Genomic DNA, 25,538 nt, shown 5'->3' with positions numbered 1-25,538 from the left:
CATGAAAAAAGAAACAGCCTTTATTATTGGGTTTCTGGTGCTGACCATAGGGACTGCGGCATTAATTTGGACATTTGCCCTCCCTAACCTTAAGCCGGTTACGTTTCCGCAGGTTGCAAGTGGTGAGATTGAAGTTGGCCCCATGCGCCATAAACGCGCACTTACGGCAGAGGAAGTGAGCACAATCAACACATGGCTTACTGACCATAAAGGCGGTTGGGGCCCATTAAGCCGCACGCCACCTTCATCGGGTGATTCGCGCGTGGCGTTGAAAGATACCAACGGCCAAGAAGTGCTCGACCTTACACTCTGGACAGGTATTAGCGCTGCCGACTGGAACGCAACTGTTTTTGTTGAAAGCCCCGATGGCTCAAAGGTACATGTCGAAACTTTTGATGAAAAACAGTTTGCCCCACTACGCTTATTGGTAGACCGGCATAAATTTAACCGGACAGCGTTTCCATAAAAGGGGGCGCTGTCGGTCTTTAATACCCAGTATTAGCCACGTTTGTGTGGCTATCTGTTTTTTTAGGGTAGGTTGGCACACCTACTCTAAACGGTTGTTGTAACGTCGTTTAAGCTGGTCTGATATGCTGCTTTGAGCCAGAAAGCCCAATTCTTTTGTGCGTTCATAAAGTTATGGTGTGGCGGAAAAATTGTTTATTCCCGCCACACCAATGCTGCCTTTAATTTCAAATTTTTAAACAGGCTCTAGGGTTTTAGTGTTGGGTGGCGTTTAAGCGGCTTGGTTCATAAGGGCCAGCCCTTCGGCTACAGAGACAAACTCTCCCCCCATATCAACACGTGCTTCTCCAAAGCGGTTTGTAAACAGGCGGCGCACCGCAGGTACAAACGATGTGCCACCGGTTAAAAACACCCGGTCAATGGCGCTAGCAGGCAGGTTTGCGTTGGCAAGGGCTTGGTCAATTGCTGTTTCAAACTGCGCGAGGTCTGGGGCTATCCAGCTTTCAAATTCTGCACGGGTTATGGTGTGTTGTACAGTAAAGCTGCGGTGTTTAAAGCAAAGTTCGGTGCTTGGTGCGTGTGAAAGCGCTGTTTTGGCAGACGCCACGGCCCGGTAGAGGGCTTGGCCCTGCTGGTCTTGCACAAGGTCTATGAGCGCACGCAATTTGGCAGGGTCGGAAACGGTGCGGGCCACGTCTTCCATAGCGCGTAGGGTTTGGGGGGTGCGCATAAGGGCAAGGCGGTGCCAGCGGCCTAGGCTTGCATACCATTCAATAGGTACGGGCAGGGGTTCGCCGCCCATAACGCGGTAGGTGCAGTCCCGGCCGAGCAGGGGGGCAATAACGGTATTGATAATACGGTAGTCAAACTGGTCTCCGGCTATGCCAACACCGGCATGGCCTAATGGTTCAGCGTGGCCGGGGCGTTGGGGGTCAAAGCGCATAACCGAAAAATCGCTGGTGCCGCCGCCAAAGTCTCCTACCAAAATGGTGGTGGGTTCGCTCAGGCGTTGGGCAAAGCGCCAGCCAGCGGCCTCGGGTTCCCATGCAAGTGCTACGTTAGAAAAACCAGCGGCCAGAAAGCTTTCGCGTAGGCGTTCTTCGCCTAGGGCGTCATCTGGGTAGTCTCCGGCAAATTCTACGGGGCGGCCCACGGTTACATGCACGCCTTTAGGGTCAAGCTGTACGGCTTGCATTAAATTAGACAAAAAGCGTGCTATCAGGGTTTGTAAGGTTAGGCGGCGGCTAAAGACCTGTGTTTCCCGAAAAGACTTTTGCGCAAGGTAAGATTTCATAGACATAATCATGCGCGAGTCTGCTGGGTCTTCTAGGTAGGCATCAATAGCGGCAGCGCCAATGGCCTCTTGCTGCATAATGCGGCTGCCCACCTCATCTTGCCAAAAGCAGAGCAATGTACGGCAAGTGTCTGAAACATCATGGTCTGGAAACGTAAAACGCAGGGTTTCTGTTTTACCATCAGGGTGGGCCAGCACCACAACGCTGTTGGTGGTGCCAAAATCTATCCCGAGTTTCAGGGTGTTGGTAGGCATAGGGTATCCGTTAGGCAATAAAAGACAAAAAATATCCGGGCGAAAAACGCCCGGATATGCCGAAAAAAGTTAGAACAAGACAGCGAAAAATTTAGTCTGCCGGGCGGTCTGTGGCATCAAACTTTAAGGGCTGGCCAATAGCTTTGTCTGCCAGTGTGCCTTCCCACATAACTTGGTGCCCGCGAATAACAGTGCCAACCGGGCGGCCCATAAGCCGTGCACCAGTAAAAGGCGACCACCCACATTTAGACGCCAGCCAGCTTTGCTCAACTGTCCATGTTGTTTTCAGGTCAACAATTGAGAAATCGGCATCGTACCCCACAGCAATACGGCCTTTGCGTACTAAACCAAACAGGCGCTGTGGGCCAGCCGATGTTAGGTCTACAAGGCGGCGCAGGGTTAGGCGGTTATTAGCGACATGGTCAAGCATAAGGGGCAGGAGTGTTTGCACCCCCGGCATACCAGAGGGAGAGGCCGGGTAAGGCTTGTTCTTGTTTTCTAAAGAATGGGGCGCGTGGTCAGAGCCAATAACATCTGGCATGCCTTGGCTTACCCAGTGCCACAGCCCATCACGGTGTGTGCCAGAGCGAATGGGGGGGTTCATTTGGGCAAATGTACCAAGGCGTGCGTAGGCCTCTTCACCAGCAAGGGTTAAGTGCTGGGGGGTTACCTCGCAGGTGGCAATGTCACGGTGCTGGGCAATAAGGGCTAGTTCCTGCGGGGTGGTAATGTGCAAAATATGCACTCTGCGGCCTGTTTTGCGGGCCAAGCGCAGCGCACGGGTGGTGGCGCGTAGGGCGGTTTCATCATCGCGCCAAACAGGGTGGGATGAGGGGTCACCCTCTACACGGTAGTCCATACGCTCTTTGAGGCGGGCTTCGTCTTCTGCATGAATGGCAACACGGCGGCGGCCTGAGCGAAAAACGCGCTCCAGCATATCATCTTCAGAGACCAAAAGGTTACCGGTTGATGAGCCCATGAACACTTTAATGCCAGCAGTACCCGGTAGTTTTTCAAGCTCGCCGCAATGGTCTGCGTTGTCGCTGGTGGCCCCTACGTAAAAGGCGTGGTCGCACCACATGCGGTCTTTGGCGCGGGCAAGTTTGTCTGCCACTGCCTCAGGCGTGGAGGTTGTTGGTTTGGTGTTTGGCATTTCAAACACGCCTGTCACGCCACCGAGTACGGCTGCACGGCTGCCTGTTTCAAGGTCTTCGTATTCGGTGGCGCCGGGTTCACGGAAATGCACCTGTGTGTCTATCACACCGGGTAAAATGGTTAGGCCGGTGCAATCAAGCGTGCGCTCTGCCTTGCCTTGGCCCCCAATGGCCGCAATAAGCCCGTTGCGTACATAAACATCGGTTACAACTGTGGCATCTGGCAGCACTACGCTGCCCCCTTTTAAAACCAGATCGTAACTCTCATGCGCCGTTGCGGCGTTGGCGGGGGTGCTTGAAAGGGGCATGGGCTTTTTTTCCCTGAGTTATGGCAGCACGCACTGTATGCCAGAAAAGGGGCGGCAAAACACAGGCGTTAAAACGCAAAAGGTAAAAACACAGCAAGGCGCAAGACTAGCTACCCACTGTATAGAGCGAGCCAGTGTGCAACGTGGGCGCTACCCCACACCCTACCGTATAAAGGGGGGAGTAGGTGCCAGCGTGTAGGTCGTGTGTCGGTTAAGCGGTTTTTGGTGTCTCACGCGTGCGGGTACGTAAGGTTACCAGTTCCTCGGCTGATGTGGGGTGAATGCCCACAGTGCGGTCAAAGTCGATTTTGCGCAGGCCAGCGGTTACGGCTATTGCTACCCCTTGTAGCATTTCTGCGGCGTCATCACCCAAAATATGCGCACCCACAACCTTCTGGCTGGCTTGGTCTACTACCAGTTTCATGACCGTTTTACGGTCTTTGCGGCCACTTAGGGTGTGGCGCATGGGGGTAAAGCGCGTGAAATAGATGTCGAGCACACCATTTTTGGCGGCTTCTTCCTCAGACAAACCAACAGACGCCATGGGGGGAGAGAAAAAGACAGCTTTAGGCGTTGTGTCCAAAGACCAAGTGCGGGGTGGTTCTTTGCTGTATAGCGTGTCGGCCAAGTGGTGGCCTTCAGCAATGGCAACGGGGGTTAGGTTAATGCGGTCTGTTACATCGCCAATAGCGTAAATGCCTGCCTGGCTTGTTTCTTGCTGTGCATTAACCGTAATGCGCCCGCCTTTGGCGGTTTGTACGCCTGCGTTTTCTAACCCCAGAGAATCGATTTTTGGGCGGCGGCCTGTAGCCATAAACACGCAGTCTGTTTGCAGTACCTGCCCGTTATCGAGCGTTACGGCATAGCCTGTGTCATTTTTCTCAATTTGAGTGGGGGAGGCATGGCTGTGCTGGGTAATACCGCGTGCGGTAATGGCCTCTTTCATGGCGGCACGCATGTCTTCATCAAAGCCGCGCAGGGGCAGGTCTTGGCGGTACACCATGTCTACCGTAGAGCCGAGGCCTGCAAAAATACCTGCAAATTCAATGCCAATATAACCGCTCCCAATAAGCACAACGCGCTGGGGGCGCTCTTTTAAATAAAACGCGTCATCAGACGTAATGGCGTAGTCAGCACCCGGTATGTCGAGCTTTACCGGCGTAGAGCCTGTGGCAATAACAATGCGCTTGGCTGTAACCGTGCGAGGGGTTGCGTCTGGTGCCAGTACGGAGGGCTCAATAACCACGCTTTGTGCATCTTTAAAGCGGGCATGGCCGGTAAACAGCGTAATGCCTGCTTTTTCAAGCATAGACACATAAATACCGTTTAAGCGGCTAATTTCTTTATCTTTAGCGGCAATTAAGGTGGCCCAGTTGTGGGTGCCACGGGTGCTAGACCAGCCAAAACCGTGGCTGTCTTCTATCAGATCACCGTATTCGCTGGCCTGTACCATCAGTTTTTTTGGTACGCAGCCAATGTTTACGCAGGTGCCGCCCCAATGGCTGCTTTCAACCACGGCTACGCGGGCCCCGTGGCTGGCGGCAATGCGGGCGCAGCGTACCCCGCCAGAGCCTGCACCAATCACAAGAAGATCGAACTCGTGGGACATGGGGGCAGGCTCCTAAGCTAAGGGGTCAGTAAAAGGGTGTGTTAACCCTTAGCGCCCTGCGAAGGCTTTTTCCACCACGTAAGAGCCGGGGTTGGACATGTTGCCTTCATCAAAGCCGCGTGCCTGAAGCAGGGCTTCTGTGTCTGCCAGCATTTCTGGAGACCCACAGATCATAACGCGGTCATGTTCTGGGTCGAGTTCAGGAATGTTGAGGTCACGGAAAATTTGGCCGTTTTCGATCAGCTTGGTAATGCGGTCTGTTACGGCAAATTCTTCGCGGGTTACGGCGGGGTAGTACAGCAGTTTGGCTGCAATATCTTCACCCAAAAACTCGTGTTCTGGCAGTTCGTGGCGAATGTGGTTGTAATATGCCAGCTCACCAGACAGGCGCACGGTATGGCTGAGAATAACGCGGTCAAACTTTTCGTAGCAGGCCGGGTCTTTAATCAGGCTCATAAACGGTGCCAGACCTGTGCCTGTAGACAGGAAGTACAGGTTACGGCCAGGGCGCAGGTTGTCCAGAATAAGGGTGCCTGTTGGCTTGCGGCCAACCAAAACCGTGTCACCCACTTTAACGTGGCGTAGGCGAGACGTAAGCGGGCCGTCTGGCACAGCAATGGAGAGAAACTCCAGCTCATCTTCATAATTAGGAGAAGCCAGCGAATAAGCGCGCAGCAGCGGCTTTTCGTTTACTTCAATCCCGATCATGGCAAACTGGCCGTTTTCAAAGCGCAGGCCGGGGTCACGGGTGGTGGTGAAGCTGAAGAGCCGGTCTGTCCAGTGGTGTACGGTCAGCACTTTTGCCGGGTACAGGTGGCCGTATTCTTTGGTGGGGGCTGCAAGGTGCCAAACGCCATCTTGCCCGGCTACGGGTTCAAGGCCTGTGGGCACTTCATCGGCAGACATTTTGGGCAGAATGTCAGAAAATGTTCCGGTCAGCGTTTCTGTTGTGGTGTCAGACATGGGCCGCTTTAAACTCCGCTTGCAGCAGATATAGGAGAATACCCCGCGCATTTGGCCCGTTAGGTGTGGTTTTAGACGTAAACCGCCCCCAACAGCCCCGGCACAGGGCGTACTTTGGTCAAGTTGTGGCCGCGTTTCTAAGCATTGTGGCGGCGTTCTGCCAGCTTAAAGTGCGCACGGCCCCCTTTATCTCTGTGCAAAGGTGGCATGTCTTTTGTGCGCAAACAAAGGGTTAAGGGGCAAATAAAGGCCTATTTTGTAGCGTGCAACAGGCTGTTTTTTTCGCATTTAGAGGCATCATACCCCTGTGTGGCCGCGTAGATTCTCTATTGTGCTGTTATGTGGGCGTGTTTGAAAACACGCACCCGCACAAAAACAGGGCAGAGTCGTGGGGTCAGGCATTGTTCCCGTGCGCCTGATAGCGCAAGAATAACACCATGACGTCTGAACCTTATGCCTCCCCCGCCCGTGAGGCGTTTGTCCATGCCATGGCCCGCACAGGTCTGGTTGTTGAACCCAAGGAAGAGCAGGAGGTTCTGCGCCGCGTTGCCCGCGCCCTAGAGCCCGGCGCGCGAGATGTGCCCGATGAAACCTTGCGCGATATTGTGTGCACTGTGCGCCGCAAAAAGCGTATTTCGCGCCTTGTAGACCTAACACGCCGCAGTGGCCGAATCTGGATAAACCGCGACGAAATTGAGCAGGCTGTCGGCACTATAACCGACCCCGAGGCGGATGATGCCGCCCTAGAGCGTGCACTGGCCCCCGTGGCAGAGGAGCGCCTGCGCTCTTACGCGCCAAGCCCGCGCAAAGTGTTTGAAGCCATACAGGCAGACCTGCTGGATACCGGGCGTGTGCTCTCACCGGGCCAGACAGACCTTTTGCTTATGGCTATTGCCGTTGCCTTTGGCCTGCCAGAAGGCGACCCCTTTTTAGACACGGCCCGTAAGGAAGAGGCCCAGCGCCAAAAAACCGCTCATACCATTGAGCGTACCGCGCAAGAAAAACGCCAGCAGGAAGAGCAACGTCTTAGCGCGTGGGAAGAAAGCCTTGTTTCTTTCAAAGACGTGCCGCGTATTTTGCGCTGCTCGCACAAAGAAGCGCTACGCTGGATAGCCGAAAACAGGCTGCCCGTTGCGCGTAAAGTGCGCGAATCGGGCGGGCGGGAGCGGTGGGAGTTTGACCCCGTCGAGCTTGCTACCCTGCGCGATAAGCTGGGCGAGTGGCGCAGCGGTACAGGTGGCCCCACTCCCCCCGGTAGCCCGCGCGTGCAGGCCGATATGGGGCGCAAGGTTGCTAACTCTGTCATTGCGCGCGTAGCAGCCCTAGACCGGTACGCGGCTCACTTTCGTACAGCCCGCGCCCTTAACCGGCGCATTACCCTTGTGACCGGGCCGACCAATAGCGGTAAGTCTTACACGGCACTCAATGCTTTGGCCCAAGCCGAGAGCGGGCTGGCACTGGCGCCCTTGCGCCTGCTGGCCCACGAATTCCGTGAGGCACTGGCAGCCCGTGGGGTTGAGGCGTCTTTGGCTACGGGTGAGGAGCGTATTACCATACCAAGCAGCAAGCATTTGGCGGCTACGGTAGAAATGTGCCCCTTCTACAACCCGGTTGATGTTGCCGTGATTGATGAAGCCCAGATGCTGTTTGACACAGACCGCGGGGCCGCATGGACAGCCGCCATTATGGGGGCACCCGCCCGGCATTTGTATATTCTGGGCGCGCCAGATTGTATTCCTATGGTGCGGCGTATTGCCGAACTGTGCGGCGACCCGCTGGACGAAATTTCGCTTGAGCGCAAAAGCCCATTACGGGCAGCAGCCCACCCAGTGAAACTGGCAGACCTGACTACGGGTGATGCCTTAATTGCTTTCTCCCGCCGCGAGGTGCTCGATTTGCGTGCTGCCCTTATGCAGCATGGTAAGCGGGTCGCTGTGGTGTATGGGGCGCTCAGCCCAGAAGTGCGCCGTGCCGAGGCCCAGCGCTTTAACTCGGGTGCCGCAGATATTCTGATCGCCACCGATGCCATTGGCATGGGGCTTAACCTGTCTATTAAGCGTGTGGTGTTTGCGGCCCTTAAAAAGTTTGATGGCCGCCAAACCCGAGACCTAACCGTGCAAGAGGTTAAACAGATTGGGGGGCGTGCAGGCCGCTATGGCAAGCACGAGGTTGGCACCGTAGCCGTACTGGCCGGGGCGGGTAGCCCCACATTTGTGCGCCGCCAACTTGAAGCCGATACCGAATTACAAGACGACCTACGCCCCTATGTGCAGCCCGATGCAGATATTGTGAAAGCTGTTGCGGCCGAAATTGGCTCCCAAAGCCTGTATGGTGTGTTGTCGCGTATTCATAGAGCTGTGCTGCGTAAAGATGACCCCAACTACCGCTTGGCAGACATGGAGCAGGCGTTCGATATTGCCTCGGCTCTTGAAGGGGTGGAAGGGCTGGATCTTACCACGCGCTGGTCTTACGCCATGTGCCCGGTTGATGACCGAGACAACGGCATACGCCGCCTTGTTGCATGGGCAGCAGACCACGCGGCGGGCCGCCGTGTGCTCCCCCCCGGTACAGGCCGTTTACCCCCGAGTGAGCGCGCCAGCCGTGAAGAGCTGGAGCGGGCCGAAAAGCGCCATAAACGCTTGGTGGCATGGCGGTGGTTGGCCCTGCGCTTTCCAGACTTTTACCCAGACCGTGAAGAAGCTGAAGACACAACACGTAAACTCAATGAATGGATTGAAAACGTTCTACGCCAGCAAAGCCACAGCCGCACGTCTTCGCGGCGTGAGCGCCACGTTAAAAAATAAGGCGTTGTTTAAAAGCGGCTAGGCAAATTGCGCCGTGTTTAAGCCCCATACGGCAGGGGCTGCCGGAGGGGCGGCTGGTTTTACCAGCCTAACCCCGTTAGCCGCTCAGACGCAGCCCAAAGTCTCTCAGCCGTGCTGGCTTTAAGGGCGGTAGGCGGCACATATGCTGGCCCCGGTGGGCCCCGGCGCTCATGCCTGCCTTGGGGGCCGTAATAATCTCCATCGCGGGCGGTGGGGGCTAGGGCGGCATAAAGCAGGGGTTCAGCCCCCCGCGCGGCAGACTGGCCCATAATGCGCAAAACGGCTGTGCCTAGGGTACGCTGTGTTGCAGCAAGGGCAGAAGGCAGCGTAGAGGCAGGCCCATTGGCAATAATAGAAGTTGAAGACCAACCCGGGTGGGCCGCGCGGGAGTGGAGGTTCCAGCCTGCATCGCCTGCACGGCGGGCAAGTTCTCGCGCAAAAATCAGGTTAGCCAGTTTGCTTTGCTGGTACGCCCCAAACGGGCTGTAGCGGTGGCGAAACTGCAAATCATCAAAATGGATAGAGCCTTTGCAGGCCGCAAGGCTTGCTACAGTTACAACAACACCCCCACCGGGTGCGGCTTCCAGCAAGGGCCGTAGGTGGTAGGTTAGGGCAAAATGGCCCAGATGGTTGGTGCCAAACTGTAGCTCAAACCCATCTTGGGTTTCTTGCCTGTGGGCTGGGGCCATAACGCCCGCATTGTTAATTAAAAAATCCAGCCGGTCGGTGTGCTGTGCAACGGCTGTGGCGCAAGCGGCAATAGAGGCTAACGCGCTAAGGTCTAGGGGCAATAGCTCAAGCGTTGCCGTGGGGCAGCGTGCCAAAATGGCTTGGGCGGCCTGTTGGCCACGCTCTGGGTTACGTACGGGCAAAAGCAGGCGGGCGCCACGTGTGGCTAGGCCGCAGGCGGTTTCAAACCCAAGCCCGCTATTACCACCTGTTACAAGGGCGGTACGCCCTGCAAGGCTTGGCTGTTTGGCCGTAACAGACCATTGGTTTTGGCCTATCATTACGGTGTTATCCGCAGGTTTTCGTCTTTTTCTGCTGCTTTCATGGCTTCCTCCGTCAGGCGTTTCTCGTTGCGTTTGAGGAACAGGAACGAGGCCACAATGGCAATGGCCGCACAGGCACCAAAACCAAGCCCTACAGGGCCAGAAAGTTTGAGCACCTCGTTACCGAGCAAGTAGGTACAAATGGCATACCCTCCCGCCCAACATAGTCCACCCAACGCGTTGTGCCATAAAAACGTATGCCACGGCATATGGTTCGCTCCGGCTAACAGAGCAACAAACATGCGCAGCACGGCAATAAAGCGGCCAAAAAATACAACCGAGCCACCATGTTTTAAAAAGACATAGCGGCCTAGCAGCAGGCGCTCTGGGGTTAGGCCCACTTTGGGCCCGTATTTTTGCAGTAGCTTTAAGCCAAGGGCGCGGCCTATCAGGTAGCCAAAATTATCTCCCATAATTGCGCCAGCTACGGCGGCAATAATAATGCCGGTAATGCTCAGCTTATGGGTGGTGGCGCAAAAAAGGGCACTGGTAATAATAATACTTTCTGCTGGTAAAGGCAGGCCCATGCTTTCCAGCATCACCACAATACCAACAACAGCATAGCCATACTGCGCAAACAGGCTGTTAAGGTGCTGGAGCGAGAAGAAGGATTCAAGTGCGTGTAACAGGACTAGGGCATCCAGTGTTGTTAAATACAGGTTTGGCAGGAACCCTGTAGTGGGCAAGGTGTCAAGCCTGCCGGGCACAGGTCAGAAAGGCAAAAGCCCCACGCACGGTTTTAACCCATAACTTTGTAGGGTTGAGACAAGTTGCATCATGCCCGAAGATAAGCCGGATGTCTTGCCGCTTTCTCTGCCGTTTTAAGGTGGGGCAGGTGGTCTGTTTTGTTTAGCGGGAAATATCTCTGCCATGTCTGTTCCATCCTCCTTAGCGTCTTCTGCCGTGCCCATGCCCTGCGGCACGTGGCCCTCTCCCGTTACGGTTGATCTGGTGGCGGGCAAAGCGCTGGCTTTGTCTGAGGTACGGGTTGATGGCAATGCCGTTTACTGGCTGGAGCGCCGCCCTGCAGAAAAAGGCCGTACCGTTTTGTGCCGTTGGCAAGAGGGCACACCAGCGCATGACGTGCTGCCAGATATGTACGATATTGGCACCCGCGTGCACGAATATGGCGGTGCGCCCTATGCTGTGCAGCAGGGTAAAATTGCGTTTTCAGAAAAACGTTCTGGTGCGTTGTGGGTCGTGCTTACACCTCAAAGCCCCCCTGTGTGCCTGAGCAATACAGAAGGGGTGCGCTACGCAGACCTACGTTTTGTAGCGCAGGGCACACTGCTTTTAGCCGTGCGAGAAGACCACCGCGTTGCAGGCGAGCCTAAAGCGGCCCTTGTGGCGTTTACGGTGCAAAATGGCCAAGCACCGGGGCTGGAGGTTGTTTTACATACGGGGCCAGATTTTCTGGCGGCCCCCACGGTCTCGCCTGATGGCCACTTTCTGGCATGGGTTGAGTGGCAACACCCCAATATGCCGTGGGACGCCACACGCTTATGCGGTGCCACAATAGCCCGAGATAAAAATGGAGCCGTTACCAGCCTGCAAGACCGGCACGTTCTGGCTGGGGCGACCCAACCCGAATCGCTCATAGAACCACGTTTTGCCCCAGACGGTAGCCTGCACGTTCTTTCAGACCGTAACGGCGCATGGACAGTTTGGCGCATTGCCCCAGAGAGTTTAGCCCAGAGTGATGTTGCCCTTACACCCTGCCCCATGCCGGAGGGGGAAATAGGCCAACCCGCATGGGTATTTGGCCAAAGCAGCTACCAACTGTTGCCGCAGGGCGGTGCTGTGGTGCTGGCTGTGCAAGATGGCAGCGCACGCTGCCATGTGGTGGCCGCTACGGGGCAGGCTAAGGCCTTCAATGCTGCCCCAGACCAATGCCCCATAGCGCTGTTAGATGGCCGTTTTGCATGGCTCGATGCCCCAGCCGATGCCCTGCCTGCCATTGTTGTGGGCACACCTGATGGCGGGCCACAGAACATACTCCGCCGTGCTGCGGCCTTAACTTTGCATTCAGGCGATATTTCCCGACCAGAGACAATTCGTTTCCCGGTAGAAGAGGGCGGGCCAGCCGTTGGGCATGCGTTTTTCTACCCGCCAGCCAATAGCCAAGCCTGCGTGCCACAAGGTGAGCGCCCACCCATGCTGGTGTTGGTGCATGGCGGCCCCACGGCCCGTGCCCAGCAGGGGTTTTCGTTTAAGGTACAATGGTGGACATCACGCGGGTTTGCCGTGCTGGATGTAAATTACGGTGGCTCAACCGGCTTTGGTCGTATCTGGCGCGAGCGCCTAAAAGGCCAGTGGGGCGTGGTGGATGTGGCAGACTGTGTTGCGGCCTGCGCCCATATGGTTGCAACCGGTAGGGTAGACCCTGCACGAATCGGTATTCGGGGTTCTAGCGCTGGCGGCATGACCGTTTTTGTAGCGTTGGCAACGTCGTCTCTTTTTGCTGCCGGGGTAAGCCTATACGGGGTGACAGACCTACGCGCCCTTGCAGCTGAAACGCATAAGTTCGAGGCCCGCTACCTAGATGGCCTTATCGGCCCGTGGCCAGAAGCCGAAGCCGTGTATCTGGCCCGCTCCCCATTAACTGTGGCGTCTAAAATTCGTGCTCCCGTGCTGCTTTTGCAAGGTGAGGACGATAAGGTGGTACCCCCTAGCCAAGCCCACGCCATGGCCAATGCGCTTAAAGCTGCGGGCACTCCTTGTACCTTGCACGAATTTGCGGGCGAGGGGCATGGTTTCCGGCAAGAAAGCACGCTGCGCAAAGCTCTGTCTGAAGAAGTCGCTTTTTACGGGCGCGTGTTCGGTTTTACTCCCCCCAACGCTTAGGGGGTTTAAAACGAAGGCTCAAAGGTGGGCCTGTTTCTTCACGCTGCCAACGGCGGCGCGCTGGTTCTCGTAGAATATTACGGCCAGAAGTCTGCCTGTCGGGCGTAAAGCAGGCTGTGTCAGTTTTTGAGTATGACGTTCGGATTTTTTTGCTCAAGCACATTTTGTGCGCCTGAATAACAAGCATTTTTCAAGCTGAAACTGGCGTGGTGTTGCACGTTAAAAAAACAGGCCGATTCGGTATCGACGAATCGGCCTGTTCCAAAAGGCTTTTAGGTCGTTAAAGGGCTTGCCTGCCCCACCTCTCTTACAAAGTGGGGGCACGCCTCGTGCTCGTTAATCGATATAGCGGGGTGAGTAGGTCAGGCTTTCAATCCATGCGCGAATATCTTGAGGGCGCTCAACTGTTGCGGCCCCTTTATCAAAAATATATTCCGCAATGCGCGTGGCAGAGGTGATGGAGACTTCCAAAATATCGCTCTGCGGTGGGAAAAGGCGGCCCCGCTCCTGAAAGATCGGGCTCACTTGGTCAGCTAGAGCTTTGGCGGCTTCAATCACCATCTCATCGGTAATAATGTCGGGGCAAGTGGCGTACACAGCCAGCCCGAGAGCCGGGAAAATATAGAAGTTATTTGCCTGACCGGGGTAGAAGGTTTTGCCGTTTAGTTCCACTTCAGGGAACTGAATACCCGCAGCAAAAAGTGCTCGCCCATCAGACCACTGGTAAGCCTGCTCGGCAGTGCATTCACTATTTTTTTCAGGCAGAGACAGCGCAAAAATAACGGGGCGCTCATTGAGCTCAGCCATTGCCTCCACAACCTCTTGCGTGAAAGCCCCCCCAGCGGTGGAAACACCCACAAGCACTGTTGGTTTAAAGGTTTTAACCATGCTGAGCAGGTCACGGCTGGCCGGAAGTGTTTTGGCATAATGCTGCTGAGACGGTGAAAGGTCTGTACGAGAGGTCTCAAGCAGGCCGTTTACGTCCATCAGCATAATGCGGGCAATGGCGTCTTCTTCGCTCAGCCCTTCCAGCTTAAAGGCAGAAACCAGCATATCTGCGGTGCCTAGCCCAGAAGAACCCGCGCCTAAAAACAAAATACGCTGCTCTTTAAGCGATTCGCCTTTAATTTTCAGAGCGCTAATAAGCCCCGCCAACGTAACGGCGGCCGTGCCCTGTATGTCATCATTATAACACCGGATCTGGTCTTTATAATGTGCCAGATAACGCAGGGCGTCTGTGCCTTTCCAGTCTTCAAAATGGATAACGCAGCGCGGGAAGACAGTTTGTACAGCCTCAATAAATTCCTGCACAAACGCATCAAGCACGGCTTCGGTTGGTGGCTCGCGGCGTAGGCCTAGGTAGAGCGGGTCTGCACGCAGGGCGCTATTGGTTGTGCCAATATCAAGCTGGATAGGGAGCAACACCTCTGGTGGTACTGCGCCGCAAGCAGTGTAAAGGTGCAGTTTGCCAATGGGTATGCCCATGCCGTTTACGCCAATATCACCCAAGCCTAAAATACGGCCCCCAGTGGTAACGCAAATAACGCGCACATCTTCAACCGGCCAGTTACGCAAAACCTCGGCAATGCGGCCCTTCATTTCTAGGCTAATATACATGCCACGCGGGCGGCGGTAGATATGGCTAAACTGCTTACATACCGTTGCGAGTGTGGGCGCATAGACAATGGGCACAAACTTGGCGGGGTTAGACATTAAAACCCTAAAAAACAGGGTTTCGTTCTGGTCGCGTAGGCCGCTTAGGTAAATATAGCGCTCAAGGTCATTGGGTTTGGTGTCTAGGTGGCGCTGTACGCGCTCTACCTGCCGCTCTGGGCTTTCTACATGCGTGGGCAGCAAACCTTCCAACCCATACTGGCGGCGTTCTTCTGCTGTAAACGCCGTTCCTTTATTCAGTCGGGCATCATTAAGCAGCGACAGACCGCGTGCGTGGGGGGAGGAGGCGCTTGGCATGGCAATCCCTTTGTTAAAGTGAGAGGTCAAAAACCGGTCAGAGACCCGGCTGTGCAACACAGCTACAGGGTAGCGGGTTGCGCACGAAAGGTATCAAATTTCTAGGAACATCAATTTGATATTTTCAAGAGCGAGTTATGCGCCATGGGGGCACATAACCCACTTTTGAGAGTGCAAACTCGCAGGGGCAAACCCCATAAACACTGTAGTTTAGGGGTGTCGTAACAAAAAAGGCGGCCCAAAGGCCGCCTTTTGCACCATATGTCCGAAGTGGGGAAATGCTCAGAGTTTCTCAACCTGATTATATTCCAGATCCACCGGTGTAGAGCGCCCAAAGATAGAAACGCTTACTTTCAGGCGGGCTTTTTCTTCGTCAATTTCTTCAATCACGCCGTTAAAGGACGTAAACGGCCCATCAGCCACACGAATTTGCTCACCAATCTCAAAGGTAACAGCAGCGCGTGGGTGCTGAATGCCTTCTTCTGTCTGGTGGATAATACGCTCAGCTTCAGCTGCGGAAATAGGGGTGGGGCGGTTTCTGGTACCCAGAAAACCCGTAACCTTGGGCGTATCTTTGACCAAATGCCAAGATTCGTCCGTCATTTCCATTTTCACCAGTACATAACCGGGGAAAAACTTGCGTTCGGCGTTTACTTTCTGCCCACGACGCACTTCAATAACTTCTTCCGAAGGTACCAAAATTTCGTCAATATGGTCAGACAGGCCCTTTTGTTCTGCCTGCTCGCGTATGTGCTGCGCAATTTTCTTTTCGAAGCCCGAATAGACGTGGACCACGTACCAACGTTTGGCCATGTCGTTTCCTCAGCCTCCCAGTCCGAATAATTGACGCACACCCAGACCAATCAACTGGTCTACGGCAAAAAAGAAAACAGACGCCAAGCCAGCCATAGCCAGCACAGCACCTGTGGTAATTAGGGTGGCGCGACGCGTGGGCCAAGTAACCCGTTCGGCCTCGGCACGTACATCACGCAGAAACTTACCGGGACTGACCGACACGAACCATCCTCTCTGTGCTGCCCGGCCCTAACGGGCTGCGGCGCAGCGTGAAAACTTATCAAAACTGTCAGGAATTTCTGCGTAAAGGCAGATCAGGTTCCGGCCAGCATGAGGTGGCAGGGGTGGAGGGTCTCGAACCCACAACCTTCGGTTTTGGAGACCGACACTCTAGCCAATTGAGCTACACCCCTGCAATGCGACTGCCGTCACGAAAACCACCTATATCGGAAAACCGTTTAGCTGGCTAGTCGTGTAATGACCCTCGCAGGAGGCGGAAGAAAATATGTTGCGAGCATAAAGTCAAGAGGCAGAAAACAATTATTGTGCATTAAGGACATAATGGGGGGTAAAAACTGCAAAAAAGAGGGCTTGCAGAAAAAGCGGGTTTAGAGATAAAACGCGGCTTATGGAGTGCGGGCATAGCATAGTGGTAATGCTGTAGCCTTCCAAGCTACCGAGGAGGGTTCGATTCCCTCTGTCCGCTCCAAAATCCTCAAAAAATCTGTTTGTTTCATGTGGGCTTAATGGGCCTACAGACTTTGTGCAGTGGTGTTCGGCTGGGTCTTACTTCTATGGCAGGTCACTCAGCTGTGGCTGCCGAATCCGCTTTGGCTACTATGCACGGGTGGCATTGTTTTGCCGTTATGTATGGCAGGCAGTGTTTGGGGGCCGCCCTTATGGGGTGTGGTGTCGGGTGCCGCAAAAACTGTTTTCTTCCAGCAACAGAGCCAGAAAAGCGGCTTACGTGCCAAAATTAAGGGAAGACGCCGGTTGCGTGCCCCGTGCCGTCATGCTAGAGGCCGCGCCGATGCATGTTTATGGCACCTCTGGGGCCAGAGGCGGCGTCATTGATGTGGAATGCCGGCGCGCACAGAAGGAAAGAGCCTAAAAAGTGGTGGCCTCGGGCGTAACGACAGCACAACCAACTGCTTTTGCTGCCAACGGTCTTGAAGGCCGTTATGCAACTGCGCTTTATGAACTCGCAGCTGAGCAGCAGCAGCTTGATGCAGTGCTTGACCAAGGCGCGGCGCTTGCCCGCCTGATAGATGAGAGCGCCCCGTTGCGCGTTGTTCTGGCTGATACACGGCTGGATATCCTCGTATCGCGCAAAGCCGTTTTGGCCGCGCTTGAGGCGCAGGGTTTCAGCTCTATCATTAGAAATTTTGTTGGCGTTATAGCTGATAACCGCCGCCTGCCTGTGCTGCGCCGTATTCTGGCCGCACTCGAGGCGCTGGCAGCATCCCGCCGGGGTGAAGTGGTGGCAGAAGTTGCTTCTGCCCAGCCGCTTAGCCCCGAGCAGCGCACCCAACTCCAAATTCGTCTGGCTGAAGCCGGGTACGCCCGTGTTGCTATTCGTGAGCGTGTTGATGCCTCATTGCTCGGCGGTCTCGTCGTGCGTGTTGGCGCAAAGCTTTATGACGCCAGTCTTCAGACCCGCCTGTTTCGTTTGCATTACGCCATGAAGGGAGCCGCGTGATGGAAATCCGTCCCGCAGAGATTTCGGATATCCTCAAGCAGCAGATTGCGTCGTTTGACAAAGAATCCGACGTTGTCGAAACCGGTACTGTCCTGTCCGTAGGGGACGGCATTGCCCGTGTGTTCGGCCTGCAAAATGTTATGGCAGGCGAGCTCGTTGAGTTCCCTTCCGCTGGCCAGAAAGGCATGGCACTCAACCTCGAAAGCGATAACGTTGGTATCGTTATTTTCGGGGATGACACCAACATTCGTGAAGGTGACACCGTCACCCGCTCTGGTGTTGTGGTTGAAGTGCCCACAGGCAAAGCCCTGCTCGGCCGCGTTGTAGACGGTCTGGGTAACCCGATCGACGGCAAAGGCCCACTGGGCAGCGTTGAAATGCGCCGCGCTGAAGTTAAGGCTCCGGGCATTATGCCCCGCCAGTCTGTTAGCGAACCGATGCAGACCGGTATTAAAGCCATTGACGCACTGGTGCCCGTTGGTCGTGGCCAGCGTGAATTGGTCATTGGTGACCGTCAGACCGGTAAAACAACCATTCTGACAGACACCATTCTGGCGCAGAAAGCCGTTAACGACCTCGGCGACGACAAGCAGTCTCTGTATTGCATTTACGTTGCTGTTGGCCAGAAACGCTCCACAGTTGCACAGCTTGTGCGTCTGCTGGAAGAAAAAGGCGCTCTGCAGTACTCCATCGTTGTGGCTGCTACCGCGTCTGACCCGGCACCGCTTCAGTATCTTGCTCCTTACGCAGCGTGCGCTATGGGCGAATACTTCCGCGATAACGGCATGCATGCTCTGATCTGCTACGATGACCTGTCCAAACAGGCTGTGGCTTACCGTCAGATGTCTCTGCTGCTGCGCCGCCCACCAGGCCGTGAAGCTTACCCAGGTGACGTGTTCTACCTGCACTCACGTCTGCTCGAACGCGCTGCAAAAATGTCCGACGCCCATGGCGGTGGCTCTCTGACCGCTCTGCCGGTTATTGAAACACAGGCTGGTGACGTTTCTGCTTATATTCCGACCAACGTGATCTCCATCACCGACGGTCAGATCTTCCTTGAAACCGACCTGTTCTACCGTGGTATCCGCCCGGCAGTGAACGTGGGTGGTTCTGTGTCTCGTGTTGGTTCTGCCGCACAGATCAAAGCCATGAAACAGGTTGCAGGCAAGATTAAGCTGGAACTCGCGCAGTACCGCGAAATGGCAGCGTTCTCTCAGTTTGCATCAGACCTTGACCCCGCAACACAGAAGCAGCTTGCTCGTGGTGCCCGTCTGGTTGAACTGCTTAAACAGCCTCAGTCTTCTCCGCTTACGGTTGAAGAGCAAGTGGTTGTTCTGTTTGCTGGTACACGTGGCTTTATTGACGGCATTAAGGTTGAGCAGGTTGTTCCTTGGGAACAGGCTCTGCTTAAAGACCTGCAAAACGGTGGCAAAGACATTCTCGACTCCCTGCGTAAGGAGCGTGCTCTGTCTAAAGACACTGAAGCCCGTCTTACTGAATATCTGACCACCTTCAACCGCAATTTCGGCGGCTGAGGCAGCAGGAGCAGTCATGGCTTCCCTCAAGGAACTCCGCGCCCGGATCGGAAGTATCAAGTCGACACGGAAGATCACCAGCGCGATGAAAATGGTCGCGGCCGCAAAATTGCGCCGCGCTCAGGCAAGTGCTGAAGCAGCCCGCCCCTACGCTGCGGCCATGCGCCGCATGCTGGGTGAGCTGGCCGGTGCGACAAAAGGGGAAGAAGGTGGCCCGCTCCTTCTGTCCGGCACCGGGCGTGATCAGGTACATCTGCTTGTGCCTCTCACGAGTGACCGTGGCCTGTGCGGTGGCTTTAATGCCAACGTACACCGCCTGACAGAGCTGACCATCCGCCGCCTTCAGTCTGAAGGTAAAACGGTTAAGCTGCTGCCAGTTGGCCGTCGCGCAATCAACTACTTTGCCCGCGAATACTCAGACCTTATCATTGATAAGGTTATGGGGTTTAGCGGTAAAGAAGTACCGTTTTCTGTGGCAAGTGATCTTGGCGACAAGATTAACGCATTGCTTGAAGCTGGCGAAATTGATGTGTGCACACTGGTTTATAACCAGTTTCGCAACGCCATGACCCAGGTTCCGGCATGCCAGCAACTTGTGCCCCTCGTCATGGACGAGGCCCAAGGCCATGCTGCAACACCCGCTGATGCAGATGCCGCACAGTATGAATTTGAACCGGATGAAGCCGCGCTTTTAGCGATGCTCCTTCCGAAAAACTTGCAGGTTCAGATCTATGCTTCGTTGCTGGAAACAGCAGCAGGTGAGAACGGTGCCCGCATGACGGCCATGGACAACGCCACGCGAAATGCAGGCCGGTCCATTGATAGTCTGAGCAAGGTCTATAACCGGACACGCCAGACCAATATTACTAACGAACTGATCGAAATCATTTCGGGCGCACAGGCTGTCTGAGCCCGCTCGTTTGCCCCGCAGGAGCTGACCCATGTCGGATACCACAACCCAGACCCAGGCCCCTGCGGCCACGAAAACCAATGCTGTTGGCCGCATTACCGAGATTAGAGGGCCGGTTGTTGATGTGCAGTTCGAAGGTGAACTGCCCAAAATTCTCAACGCCCTCCACGTAAAGCTGGGTGATCAGACACTGGTGCTTGAAGTGGCCCAGGAAATCGGTGAGCACGAAGTCCGTTGCATTGCCATGGAGACCACAGACGGTCTGGTGCGTGGTGCAGAGGTGGTTGACACCGGCGCCCAAATTTCTGTGCCAGTTGGCCCAGAAACCCTTGGCCGTATTCTTAACGTTACCGGTGAACCGATTGACGAAAAAGGCCCGGTTAAAACCGCACGCCGCGCGCCAATCCACCGTGATGCCCCGTCTTTTGAAGAACAGGCTGCCGCTTCCGAAATCCTGATGACCGGGATTAAGGTTGTTGACCTGCTATGCCCCTACCTTAAAGGTGGTAAAGTTGGTCTGTTTGGTGGTGCTGGCGTTGGCAAAACCGTTATCATTCAGGAACTGATCAACAACATTGCAAAAGCACACGGTGGTGTGTCTGTGTTTGCTGGTGTTGGTGAACGTACCCGTGAAGGTAACGACCTGTATTACGAAATGCAGGATGCTGGCGTTATCAAACTGGGCGAAGACAACGCAACAGACGGCTCTAAAGTGGCCCTTGTGTTCGGTCAGATGAACGAACCCCCAGGTGCTCGTGCCCGCGTTGCTCTGACCGGTCTGACACTGGCAGAATACTTCCGTGACGAAGAAAACCAAGACGTTCTCTTCTTCGTGGATAACATCTTCCGCTTCACGCAGGCTGGTTCTGAAGTATCTGCTCTGCTGGGTCGTATTCCTTCTGCTGTGGGCTACCAGCCTACACTGGCAACGGAAATGGGCGCACTGCAGGAGCGTATTACGTCAACCAAAAAAGGGTCTATTACGTCTGTTCAGGCCGTTTACGTCCCTGCCGATGACTTGACCGACCCTGCACCTGCTGCAACCTTTGCCCACTTGGATGCAACAACCGTTCTTAACCGCTCCATTGCTGAAATGGGCATCTACCCGGCTGTTGACCCGCTTGACTCCACCTCTCGCTCGCTTGACCCCGCTATCGTGGGTGAAGAGCACTACAGCGTAGCGCGTGAAGTGCAGCGTATCCTGCAAACCTACAAATCCTTGCAGGACATCATTGCTATTCTGGGTATGGACGAACTGTCTGAAGACGATAAGCGCATTGTGGCCCGTGCACGCCGCATTCAGCGCTTCCTGTCTCAGCCGTTCCATGTGGCAGAAGTGTTCACAGGCGCTCCGGGTAAACTGGTTTCTGTGGCTGACACGGTTCGTTCGTTCAAAGCAATTTGCGCTGGCGAATATGACGACCTGCCAGAAGCTGCTTTCTACATGGTTGGTACCATTGAAGAAGCAGTTGCCAAGGCTGAAAAACTGAGAGAATCGGCTTAATAGCCGATTTTCCGAAAGGAGCACGTTCATGCCAGTCCAGGTCGAGATTATCAGCCCTGAAAAGGTTCTGGTATCGCGGGAAGTCGAAATGGCAGTACTTCCGGGTATGGAAGGTGATATTGCCGCCATGCCTGATCGTGCTCCCATGATGCTTCTTTTGCGTGGTGGTGTTGTTTCTCTGCACGAGAACGGTGTGGTAACAGACCGCTTCTTTGTTGGTGGCGGCTTTGCAGACATCACCGCAACGCGCTGCACGATCCTTGCTGATCGAGCAGAGCCGGTAAGCGAAATTTCTATTGATAATGCAACAGCAGCGCTCGAAGCGTTGACTGAAGCATGGGACAAGGCTGATAAAACAGACATGTCTCGTCTGGATGTCTTGCAAGATAAAATTCTTGCTGTCCGGGCTGAAATTGAAGCAGGGAGCACACACGCTTAAAAAGCGTGTTGGTCTAAGCCTGTATCGGAATAAAAAAGCCACCATTAAGGTGGCTTTTTTTATGGGGCATTTTTCTAAAGTGCTCCATACGAGGGCGTTTTTTAACCGCGCCCCCGGTAAGTTGGCACGTCTTGAGACGGAATCCAGACATCGGCTGGTGGTGCCCCTGTTTGCCAGAACACATCAATCGGAATACCGCCACGGGGGTACCAATATGCCCCAATGCGCAGCCATACGGGTGAGAGCAGGTCAACCAGCGTGGTGGCAATTTGCACAGAGCAAGCCTCGTGAAAGGCACCATGATTACGGAAGCTGGTAAGAAATAGCTTGAGAGATTTGCTCTCTACAATCCATTGGTCAGGCACGTAATCAATCACAATATGGGCAAAGTCGGGCTGGCCGGTTACGGGGCAGAGTGAGGTAAATTCTGGCGCGGTAAACCGTACCAAATAACGTTTGCCGGGGTAGGGTGCAGGCACGCGCTCAAGCACGGCTTCTTCTGGGCTATTGGGTGCTGGGGTGTGGCGGCCAAGCTGGGTAAGTGCAGCGCTGCCATCATCAGAGGCGGTCATGGTGTGTCCTTTCTGGTGTGTTGTGTCACGATGTCGAAGCTCTGGCCTGTTTCGTCAAGTTTTTCCGGCTTTGGGCTTCCTGCGTTGGCTTCTTTTTCTGCGCAGGTTGTGTATGAAGGACGTATGGCTAAATCTTCCACCCCTGCATTCCCCCAGCCCCGCCTTATTTCCACTACGGAAGATCTGGCAGAAACTCTTGCGCGTTTGCGCCATGAACCGTTTCTGACCATTGATACCGAGTTCATGCGTGAGCGCACTTACTGGCCAGAGCTTTGCCTTGTCCAGATTGGTGGCGTGCGGGAAGTGGTGTTGATTGACGCCGTGGCAGAAGAGTTAGACCTTACCCCATTGGCAGAGCTTATGGCCGACACGGCTGTGCTCAAGGTTTTTCATGCCGCCCGGCAAGACCTAGAAATTTTTCTACATTTGTTTGATGCCCTGCCAAGCCCTGTGTTTGATACACAGGTAGCTGCTATGGTGGCAGGCTATGGCGACCAAGTAGGCTATGACAGCTTAGTAGGCTCACTTACCGGCCACGCTATTGATAAAAGCCACAGATTTACAGACTGGTCGGCCCGTCCACTTTCTCCGGCACAGCTTACGTATGCTGCGGGGGATGTCACGTGGTTGCGCGTTGTGTATGAGCGCCTCATTAAAAAGCTGGAGCAGGAAAAACGGCTTGAGTGGGTTTCGGCTGAAATGGCTGAACTGGCAGACCCAGCCACCTTTAGGCCAGACCCCGAAAAACAATGGGAGCGTTTACGCGCCCGTACCAATAACCGTCGTATGCTCGGGGTATTGCGCGGGGTAGCGGCCCTACGTGAGCGTGAAGCCCAACGCGTTAATGTGCCCAGGCAGCGTTTGTTAAAAGATGAAAGCCTGCTTGAAATAGCAGCCACCGTGCCGACAACCATTGATGCCTTGGCCCGCGTGCGCGGCGTATCGCGTGGTTTGGCAGAAGGCCGCACTGGCCTGGCAATGATAGAGGCCGTTAAGACGGCGCAGGCCCTGCCAGATTCTGAACTGCCGCGTTTGCCTAAAGGCCGCAGCAAAGATGCTCCCAAACCCTCTGGGGCGCTTATGGCTATGCTAAAGGTATTACTGGCCACCTGCTGCGAAGAGCACGATGTGGCCCCCAAATTGGTGGCGTCTCCAGAAGACCTAGAAGCCTTGGCCCTAGACCCAACACAGGCCAACCCCCTGTTAACGGGGTGGCGTAAGCGTGTGTTTGGTGACACCGCACTGGCTTTACGGAATGGGGATATTGCTTTGGCTGTTAAAGGCGGCAAAGTTGCTCTTCTGCCAACGCAGCTGACAGCGCCAAAATAAAAATATTTTTTGTGTGTGGTAGACCGTTCGTAAAAACGGCCTACGCCCTTTTCTCTTCCTCCAGAAGAGGAAAAGAAAACGGTATGTGTTAGGCTTTTTAGAAGCCCATTTCCTGCCAGATATTGGACAGGGGCCGTGCGCCAACGTGCGAAATAATTTCAGACGCAGCAACAGAAGCCAGACGGCCACATTCTGGCAGAGTGCGGCCTGTGGTCAGCCCCGCTAAAAAGCCTGCTGCGTAGGCATCGCCCGCGCCTGTTGTGTCCACAACCTGTGTTGGCACGGGGTCAACTTTGGTCATTTGGCCATCATGAATAACCACACTGCCTAAGCCAGAGCGGGTAAGAGCTGCAAAGGTTGTATCTTGCAGAGTGTGCTGTGCGGCTTTTTCAAAATCTTCTGTTTCGTACAGCGCACAAATTTCGTCTTCGTTGGCAAACAAAATATCAATGTGCCCACGTACCAGATCTAAAAATGCTTCACGGTGGCGGCCAACACAGAACGGGTCTGAGAGAGAAAGGGCAACTTGGCGACCGTTATTATGGGCCAGAGTTGCTGCACGGCGGAAGGCTTCTTGTGCGTGCGGTGGGTCAAACAGATACCCTTCCAGATACACAATGCGGGAGGCTGCAATGGTTTCTTCTAGCACATCATCGGTTGTAAAATGGGTGCAGGCCCCAAGGTAGGTTGCCATGGTGCGCTGGCCATCTGGGGTGACCATAACCACGCAGCGCGCAGTTGGCAGATTATCTGTTACATGCCCATCTAGCGGGGCAGAGGGAAAAGTAATGCCGTTTTCGCGCAGGTCTTGGGTAAATTTTTCGCCCGCGTTGTCGCGTGCTACTTTCCCCAAATAGGCAACGCGCGCACCAAACTGTGCTGCTACAACGCAGGTATTGGCCGCAGACCCACCACCCATAACACGTTCTGTTTTGAGGTTGGCGGTTAGGGCATCTGCACGGTCTGCATCAATTAAGGTCATGCTGCCGGGGGTCAGGTTTTGCTGCTCTAAAAAGGCAGGCTCAACATGGGCCAAAATATCGGTAATGGCATTTCCTATGCCCAGAATGTCGTATTTGGTCTCAGAAACAGTCATGACAGAGGCATTTTCCTGAAAAAAATAAAAGTAACGCCCTTTCGGGTAGCCTGCTGCCATAAAAAGGGCAACAGGAAGCACTATGCAGTTCTTGCCGCCATATGTGTCGGCTGTATAACATTTAAGTTGCCTGCTAGATTTTTCGATGTGGGTGCTTAAAGGTATTTGTAAATCCGCTGTCTTAAAACGGCAGCCAGCATGGCGGGGGTGTTCTTGTTCAAAAGACGCAAACCTGAAGAAACCAAACCGGCAGCATCAAGCTCTGGCCAAAATGCCAGCCAGCCGGGTGCTGGCAACCCTGCGGGTGCTTTTGGTTCTCTCTTCTCTTCCTCCTCTTCGTCTGGTGCAACACCGCCTGCGTCTGGCAGCGGTAATGCCCCAGCTTCTACTCGTCCTGATGCAGCAAAGGAGACCTCAATGGGTCGTGCACCACTCCCCCCCGGTTCCCCTCTTTCGCCTGGCTCTGCCATGCCACCCATTCCTGGCGCTGGGCGTGGTTTGCCACAGCAGGCACAGCCTAAAAAAGATGTGCCAGAGCAGCGCACGCTTGTTGTGGGCCGTGGCATTAGCGTGCAGGGCACCGTGCAGGATGCAGAGCGTCTGGTGGTAGAAGGCACCGTAGAATCCAGCATGATTTCTGCCAAAGAGCTGGTGGTTATGCCCGGTGGCTTGTTCCGTGGTGGTGTGGAAGTGGAAAGCGCAGAAATTGCTGGCACGGTTGATGGCTCGCTTACCGCGCGTGGTGGTCTTACCCTGCGTGCAACGGGCCGTTTGCTTGGTAAAGCTGCCTGCCGTCGCTTGAAAGTAGAAGATGGTGGCCAGATTACCGGCCAGCTTGAAATGCTGACAGATGACAGCAGCGCCAATAAGCCCTCTGTTACTGCCCCAGCGGCAGACAAAGCCAGCGAAGGCTAAGCCC

The 25,538-nt window shown here is 54.8% G+C and carries 21 protein-coding genes and 2 tRNA genes; 11 read left to right on the top strand and 12 right to left on the bottom strand.

The features are described 5' to 3' along the window. Window position 1 precedes the first annotated feature (1 nt). Window positions 2–466, top strand: coding sequence for a hypothetical protein (locus Abor_RS00855; RefSeq protein WP_048839944.1), 465 nt, complete (start codon window positions 2–4; stop codon window positions 464–466). Between the two features lie 270 nt (window positions 467–736). On the opposite strand, the gene Abor_RS00850 is transcribed toward Abor_RS00855, so the two are convergent. The 4 genes from Abor_RS00850 to Abor_RS00835 form a co-directional block, all read right to left on the bottom strand. Next, window positions 737–2,014 carry an Hsp70 family protein gene (locus Abor_RS00850; RefSeq protein WP_048839943.1) on the bottom strand — a complete coding sequence of 426 codons (1,278 nt, stop codon included), beginning with the start codon at window positions 2,012–2,014 and terminating at the stop codon, window positions 737–739. Window positions 2,015–2,105: 91 nt separating this feature from the next. After that, window positions 2,106–3,476, bottom strand: a complete 1,371-nt coding sequence (locus tag Abor_RS00845; protein ID WP_048839942.1) for a dihydroorotase — start codon at window positions 3,474–3,476, stop codon at window positions 2,106–2,108. 211 nt (window positions 3,477–3,687) lie between these two features. Then, a complete protein-coding gene (gorA, locus tag Abor_RS00840; RefSeq protein ID WP_048839940.1) occupies window positions 3,688–5,085 on the bottom strand; it encodes a glutathione-disulfide reductase in 1,398 nt (465 codons plus the stop codon). 48 nt (window positions 5,086–5,133) lie between these two features. Continuing rightward, window positions 5,134–5,991, bottom strand: coding sequence for a ferredoxin--NADP reductase (locus Abor_RS00835; protein ID WP_086552654.1), 858 nt, complete (start codon window positions 5,989–5,991; stop codon window positions 5,134–5,136). A 494-nt stretch (window positions 5,992–6,485) separates the two neighbouring features. On the opposite strand from Abor_RS00835, the gene Abor_RS00830 reads away from it, so the two are divergent. After that, window positions 6,486–8,852 carry a helicase-related protein gene (locus Abor_RS00830; RefSeq protein ID WP_048839938.1) on the top strand — a complete coding sequence of 789 codons (2,367 nt, stop codon included), beginning with the start codon at window positions 6,486–6,488 and terminating at the stop codon, window positions 8,850–8,852. 80 nt (window positions 8,853–8,932) lie between these two features. Here the strand turns inward: Abor_RS00830 and Abor_RS00825 are convergent, their stop codons facing one another. Continuing rightward, on the bottom strand, window positions 8,933–9,883 hold the full coding sequence (locus Abor_RS00825) for an SDR family oxidoreductase (protein WP_048839937.1): 951 nt from the start codon (window positions 9,881–9,883) through the stop codon (window positions 8,933–8,935). Continuing rightward, window positions 9,883–10,464 carry a DedA family protein gene (locus tag Abor_RS00820; RefSeq protein ID WP_179193360.1) on the bottom strand — a complete coding sequence of 194 codons (582 nt, stop codon included), beginning with the start codon at window positions 10,462–10,464 and terminating at the stop codon, window positions 9,883–9,885. The genes Abor_RS00825 and Abor_RS00820 overlap by 1 nt, the downstream gene beginning before the upstream one ends. Before the next feature lie 331 nt (window positions 10,465–10,795). Between Abor_RS00820 and Abor_RS00815 the strand changes: the two genes are divergently transcribed. Beyond that, window positions 10,796–12,769 carry an alpha/beta hydrolase family protein gene (locus tag Abor_RS00815; protein WP_048839936.1) on the top strand — a complete coding sequence of 658 codons (1,974 nt, stop codon included), beginning with the start codon at window positions 10,796–10,798 and terminating at the stop codon, window positions 12,767–12,769. Window positions 12,770–13,105: 336 nt separating this feature from the next. Here the strand turns inward: Abor_RS00815 and Abor_RS00810 are convergent, their stop codons facing one another. The 4 genes from Abor_RS00810 to Abor_RS00795 form a co-directional block, all read right to left on the bottom strand. Then, entirely contained in the window at window positions 13,106–14,740 is a 1,635-nt protein-coding gene (locus tag Abor_RS00810; protein ID WP_048839989.1) for an NAD-dependent malic enzyme, read from the bottom strand. Between the two features lie 282 nt (window positions 14,741–15,022). After that, complete coding sequence (gene nusG / locus Abor_RS00805) at window positions 15,023–15,553, bottom strand: transcription termination/antitermination protein NusG (RefSeq protein ID WP_048839934.1); 531 nt, start codon at window positions 15,551–15,553, stop codon at window positions 15,023–15,025. A 9-nt stretch (window positions 15,554–15,562) separates the two neighbouring features. After that, window positions 15,563–15,757, bottom strand: coding sequence for a preprotein translocase subunit SecE (secE, locus tag Abor_RS00800; RefSeq protein ID WP_048839933.1), 195 nt, complete (start codon window positions 15,755–15,757; stop codon window positions 15,563–15,565). 114 nt (window positions 15,758–15,871) lie between these two features. Next, window positions 15,872–15,948 (bottom strand) — tRNA-Trp (locus Abor_RS00795). Window positions 15,949–16,170: 222 nt separating this feature from the next. Between Abor_RS00795 and Abor_RS00790 the strand changes: the two genes are divergently transcribed. From Abor_RS00790 to atpC, 6 genes are all read left to right on the top strand, one after another. Further along, window positions 16,171–16,244: transfer RNA gene (locus tag Abor_RS00790), tRNA-Gly, on the top strand. A 405-nt stretch (window positions 16,245–16,649) separates the two neighbouring features. Further along, a complete protein-coding gene (gene atpH, locus Abor_RS00785; protein ID WP_048839932.1) occupies window positions 16,650–17,234 on the top strand; it encodes an ATP synthase F1 subunit delta in 585 nt (194 codons plus the stop codon). Further along, complete coding sequence (atpA, locus tag Abor_RS00780; protein WP_048839931.1) at window positions 17,234–18,769, top strand: F0F1 ATP synthase subunit alpha; 1,536 nt, start codon at window positions 17,234–17,236, stop codon at window positions 18,767–18,769. Before atpH ends, atpA begins: the two co-directional genes overlap by 1 nt. 16 nt (window positions 18,770–18,785) lie before the next feature. Further along, complete coding sequence (locus Abor_RS00775) at window positions 18,786–19,679, top strand: F0F1 ATP synthase subunit gamma (RefSeq protein WP_048839930.1); 894 nt, start codon at window positions 18,786–18,788, stop codon at window positions 19,677–19,679. A 31-nt stretch (window positions 19,680–19,710) separates the two neighbouring features. Continuing rightward, window positions 19,711–21,183: a F0F1 ATP synthase subunit beta gene (atpD, locus tag Abor_RS00770; RefSeq protein WP_048839929.1), complete on the top strand. Its 1,473-nt coding sequence runs from the start codon at window positions 19,711–19,713 to the stop codon at window positions 21,181–21,183. Between the two features lie 28 nt (window positions 21,184–21,211). After that, entirely contained in the window at window positions 21,212–21,622 is a 411-nt protein-coding gene (gene atpC, locus Abor_RS00765) for an ATP synthase F1 subunit epsilon (protein WP_048839928.1), read from the top strand. Window positions 21,623–21,723: 101 nt separating this feature from the next. On the opposite strand, the gene queF is transcribed toward atpC, so the two are convergent. Beyond that, window positions 21,724–22,194: a preQ(1) synthase gene (gene queF, locus Abor_RS00760; protein WP_048839927.1), complete on the bottom strand. Its 471-nt coding sequence runs from the start codon at window positions 22,192–22,194 to the stop codon at window positions 21,724–21,726. 123 nt (window positions 22,195–22,317) lie between these two features. On the opposite strand from queF, the gene rnd reads away from it, so the two are divergent. Continuing rightward, the gene (gene rnd, locus Abor_RS00755) at window positions 22,318–23,523 is read left to right on the top strand and encodes a ribonuclease D (RefSeq protein ID WP_048839926.1); all 1,206 of its coding nucleotides are present in this window, start codon (window positions 22,318–22,320) and stop codon (window positions 23,521–23,523) included. Window positions 23,524–23,620: 97 nt separating this feature from the next. Here the strand turns inward: rnd and Abor_RS00750 are convergent, their stop codons facing one another. After that, window positions 23,621–24,619, bottom strand: coding sequence for an adenosine kinase (locus Abor_RS00750; protein ID WP_048839988.1), 999 nt, complete (start codon window positions 24,617–24,619; stop codon window positions 23,621–23,623). Between the two features lie 198 nt (window positions 24,620–24,817). Between Abor_RS00750 and Abor_RS00745 the strand changes: the two genes are divergently transcribed. Continuing rightward, window positions 24,818–25,534 (top strand): bactofilin family protein, encoded by a 717-nt coding sequence (locus tag Abor_RS00745; protein WP_181014189.1) that lies wholly within the window; start codon window positions 24,818–24,820, stop codon window positions 25,532–25,534. Window positions 25,535–25,538 lie beyond the last annotated feature (4 nt).

Origin of the sequence: Acetobacter orientalis (assembly GCF_000963965.1) — a bacterium.
In the GTDB taxonomy this organism is placed as follows: Bacteria; Pseudomonadota; Alphaproteobacteria; order Acetobacterales; family Acetobacteraceae; genus Acetobacter; species Acetobacter orientalis.
Note: the sequence above shows the minus strand (reverse complement) of the source record. Positions and strands in the feature narration are given on the sequence as shown.